The sequence below is a fragment of the Streptomyces sp. HSW2009 genome (assembly GCF_040240285.1).
Taxonomy (GTDB): Bacteria; Actinomycetota; Actinomycetes; order Streptomycetales; family Streptomycetaceae; genus Streptomyces.
Window position 1 is genome coordinate 1 of sequence record NZ_JBEHZD010000628.1, and the last position, 4,048, is coordinate 4,048.

The 4,048-nt window shown below is 73.9% G+C and carries 3 protein-coding genes; all 3 read right to left on the reverse strand.

Annotated features, from left to right (window positions below):
- Positions 1 to 369: 369 nt before the first annotated feature.
- The 3 genes from AAHZ94_RS29715 to AAHZ94_RS29725 all read right to left on the reverse strand — a co-directional run bounded on the left by AAHZ94_RS29715 (position 370) and on the right by AAHZ94_RS29725 (position 3,790).
- Positions 370 to 1,020, reverse strand: coding sequence for a putative DNA-mimic protein (locus tag AAHZ94_RS29715; protein ID WP_349996796.1), 651 nt, complete (start codon positions 1,018 to 1,020; stop codon positions 370 to 372).
- Between the two features lie 326 nt (positions 1,021 to 1,346).
- Positions 1,347 to 2,048: a GntR family transcriptional regulator gene (locus AAHZ94_RS29720; RefSeq protein WP_349996798.1), complete on the reverse strand. Its 702-nt coding sequence runs from the start codon at positions 2,046 to 2,048 to the stop codon at positions 1,347 to 1,349.
- A gap of 347 nt (positions 2,049 to 2,395) precedes the next feature.
- On the reverse strand, positions 2,396 to 3,790 hold the full coding sequence (locus AAHZ94_RS29725; protein ID WP_349996799.1) for an aspartate aminotransferase family protein: 1,395 nt from the start codon (positions 3,788 to 3,790) through the stop codon (positions 2,396 to 2,398).
- Positions 3,791 to 4,048 lie beyond the last annotated feature (258 nt).

Genomic DNA, 4,048 nt, shown 5'->3' on the forward strand with positions numbered 1-4,048 from the left:
CCGCCCCCGCCGCCCCCCCCCCCCCCCCCCCCCCCCCCCCCGCCGGCCCCGCCCCGGCCCGGGGGGGCGCGCGGCCCGCCCCCCCCCCGCGGGGCCCCCGCGGGGGCGCCCCCACGGATCAGCGCGCGGCGGACGGCGGCCGGCGGACGGTATGCCGCCATCCGCAGACGTACACGCGCGCACGGGGTCGCGCGGGAGCGTAGGCAGTGCGGGGGCGTGCGGCGACGTTCGCGGTCCTGTGGGGTTGCGCCGGTCATAAGCGGTCGTACAGGGACGCACACGGTCACACGAGGTCGAACGAGAATGCTCCAGGGCGAAGCCGTACGAGAAGGCACGGGACCGCACGCAGCCCCACAAAACCCTGCGGCATCAGCTAAAGACGATCATGGAGCCTTGACCCAGGCTGCGGGTCGCGGCGGCGTACAGGGAGAGCCAGACGTGCCGCTCGCGGGCGAACGGGCTGTCCTCGTACGGGATCGGGGCCGCGGGCTCCTCCAGGTCGGTGGGGCGAACCGGCGGAGCGGGCGGGGCCGGCGGGTTGGCCGGGTCGATGCCCAGGGCCGGGCCGACCTCCTGGAGTTCGCGCAGCAGGCCGTGGCTCGAACCGAGTGGGCCACCGCCTTCGAGGAGGCCGTCGTTGGAGAGCGGGGCGGCGAAGTCGACGGGGACGTAGGCGCCGGCGTGGTCGTAGTGCCAGACCAGGTGGGACTGTTGCGCCGTGGTCTCGAACATCTCCAGCAACTGCTCGTAGTCACCGCCGAGTTCGCCGACCGGGGTGACCTCAAGTCCGCAGACCCGCAGCAGATAGGCGCGGCGCAGGTAGTGCAGGGCGTCGTAGTCGAACCCGGCGATCGGGGCCACGGCGCCGGAGAGGCCGGGGGTGTAGCCGAAGACGGGCACCGGGGGCAGCCCGGCCTCGCCGAGCGCCCGGTCGTACGCGGCGATCTCCTCCGCGAACGGGTTGTCCGGGCTATGGCAGAGCACGTCGACGAGGGGAACCAGCCAGAGGTCACATGCCACGTGTACTCACTCTCGTTGGCGGCGGTCGGGCCAGCGTAATACCCGGCCAGCGCTGCGCGAAGGGTGTCGACAGGGAACGGTACGGGCGCGCAGCCGCGACGCCGGCGGCCGGTGCAGAAACGACACCCTTGGGGCGACACCCCTCGGGCGGGATGTGCAGGGCTTCCCCACCTTCGGCCGCCCCCGACGCCTCCGCCTCGCCTTCGGCCGTTCCCGGCGCCTCCACCCGCACCCTTCGGCCGCCCCCGACGCCTCCACCCGCACCTTCGGCCGTTCCCGGCGCCCCGCCCCCGCCTTCCGTCAGACGTCAGCCGGCGCCCCCGCCCTCACCCTTCGGACGGCCCCGGCCCCTCCGACGGCGCCGGCAAGGAGCCGATGAGGGCCAGGCTGTGCGCGTTGTACGCGGTCACGATGGCCTCGGCCGCCTTGACGTCGCGCCGGGTGATCGCCTCGACCAGTGCGCAGTGTTCGGCCCACAGCAGGCCGCGCAGGTCGGGCAGGCGGCGCAGGTGCGGCACGCTGAACACCCAACTCTGCACCCGAACCCGCTCCAGTATGTCGGAGATGTACGAGTTGCCCACCAGGCCGCTCAGTTCGCGCCAGAACCGCAGGTCGTAGCCGATCAGGATGTCCAGGTCGCCGGTGAGCGCGGCGCGTTGGGCGGCCTCGGCGCGGCGCCGTACCGAGGCCAGGACCTGCGGCGTCGCGGCGTCGAGCGCGGTCTCGGCCGAGCGCCGGAACATGCCCTCCACGATCAGCGTGCGCGCCTCGACCATGTCCCGGTAGTCGCCGAAGGTGAACTCGTGGACCCGGTAGCCGCGGTGCTCCTCCACGTCCAGCAGGCCCTGGGCGCACAGGTCGAGCAGCGCCTCGCGGACCGGCGTCGCGGAGACCCCGTACTGATCGGCCATCTCCTTGACCGTGAACTGCTGCCCCGCCGGCAACCGTCCGGCCAGCACCTCGTCGCGCAGCGCGTCGGCTATCTGCTGCCGCAGCGTGCTGCGCTTGACCTGGCTGGTGCCGGACATGGGTCGTTCTCCTTCCACGCCGCGCGCACCCCTGGGGGTCCGCCGGCGCACGAGCCGGCGAACAAGCGAGCGGCCCCCGCATCACGATATGCGAGGGCCGTTGCGCGGAGTGTGGAGGTGTTGCACGGAGTGCAGTGCTCTGGCCCAAGGAGGGGCGGTCCGGCAGAGAACTCCGTACGCCGGTGTGGGGAAGGTTACGTTCCGCCCCTCGCACCGCCCGTCGTGCTGCCCGACGTCCTGCCCAGCAGCCTGCCCTTCCAGCCCGTCGTGCTGCCCGTCCAGCGCCCCGTTCTGCCCGGAGTCCTGCCCGGCGGTCAGCCCGGCGGTCAGCCGTCGGAGCCCGCCGGTCAGCCCGTGACGTGCGCGTCCGCCGCCGTGAGCGCCTCGTCCAGGATCGCGAGGCCGTCCTTGGCCTCCGACTCGGAGATGGTGCAGGGCGGCACCACATGGGTGCGGTTCATGTTCACCGCGGGCCACAGCCCGGCCCGCTTGGCCGCCGCCGCGAACTCGGCCATCGGCTGGTTGGCCGCCCCGCTCGCGTTGTACGGCACCAGCGGCTCCCGGGTCTTGCGGTCGCGCACCAGCTCGACCGCCCAGAACACGCCGAGCCCGCGCACCTCGCCGACCGACGGGTGCCGCTCGGCCAGCTCCCGCAGGCCGGGGCCGATGACCTGCTCGCCGATGGTGGCGGCGTTCTCCACGATGCCCTCGTCCGCCATCGCGTGCAGCGTGGCGACGATGGAGGCGCAGGCCAGCGGGTGGCCGGAATAGGTCAGGCCGCCCGGGTAGGGCCGCTCGTCGAAGGTGGCCGCGATCTCAGCGGAGATGGCCACGCCGCCGATCGGCACGTAGCCGGAGTTGACGCCCTTGGCGAAGGTGACCAGGTCGGGGCGGGCGTCCCAGTGGTCGAGCGCGAACCAGCGGCCGGTGCGCCCGAAGCCCGCCATCACCTCGTCCAGGACGAAGACGATGCCGTGCCGGTCGCAGATCTCCCGCACGCCGGCCAGGTAGCCGGGCGGCGGCGGCATGATGCCGGCCGGGCCCGGCACCGACTCCAGGATGATCGCGGCGATGGTCTGCGGGCCCTCGAAGGCGATGGTGTCTTCGAGGTGGCGCAGCGCGCGCTCGCACTCCTGCTCCTCGGTCTCGGCGTGGAACGGCGAGCGGTAGAGGAACGGCGACCAGAAGTGCACCACGCCGGCCGACGCGCTGTCCGAGGCCCAGCGCCGCGGGTCGCCGGTGAGGTTGATCGCCGCGTTGGTGGCGCCGTGGTACGAGCGGTACGCGGAGAGGACCTTGGGCCGCCCGGTGTGCACCCGGGCCATCCGGACCGCGTTCTCCACCGCCTCCGCGCCGCCGTTGGTGAAGAAGATCTTGTCCAGGTCGCCGGGCGTGCGCTCGGCGATCAGCCGGGCCGCCTCGGCCCGTACGTCCACCGCGAAGCCGGGCGCGATGGTGCACATCTTCGCGGCCTGTTCCTGGATGGCGGCGACGACCTTGGGGTGCTGGTGGCCGATGTTGGTGTTGACCAACTGCGAGGAGAAGTCCAGGTAGCGGTTGCCGTCGTAGTCCCAGAAGTACGAGCCCTGGCCGCCGGCGATGGCCGCCGGGTCGATCAGGGCCTGCGCCGACCAGGAGTGGAAGACGTGCGCGCGGTCGGTCGCCTTGACCGCGGCGCCGGTGGCGGGGTCAGGGCGACCGAGTGCGGATGCGGATGCGGAGTACGCAGAGTTCGTGGACACGGTCAGTACCTCAATCACTCGCGGCTCGGTGGACGGTGGGGCGGTACGGGCGGGCCGCCGGGCCCGCTGCCGGCCGGGCGGCTCCCCCCGCACCCCTGCCCGCCCCCCCCGCGCCCACCCCCCCCCCGCCCCCGCCCCCGCCCCCCCCCCCCGCCGCCCGCCGCGGCCCCGGGGCCCCGACCCGGCGCCGCGGGGCACGTCATCCGCGGGGCCCGGCAGCGGATCGACGACCTCGACGGCCGGATCATCGGCCTGGTC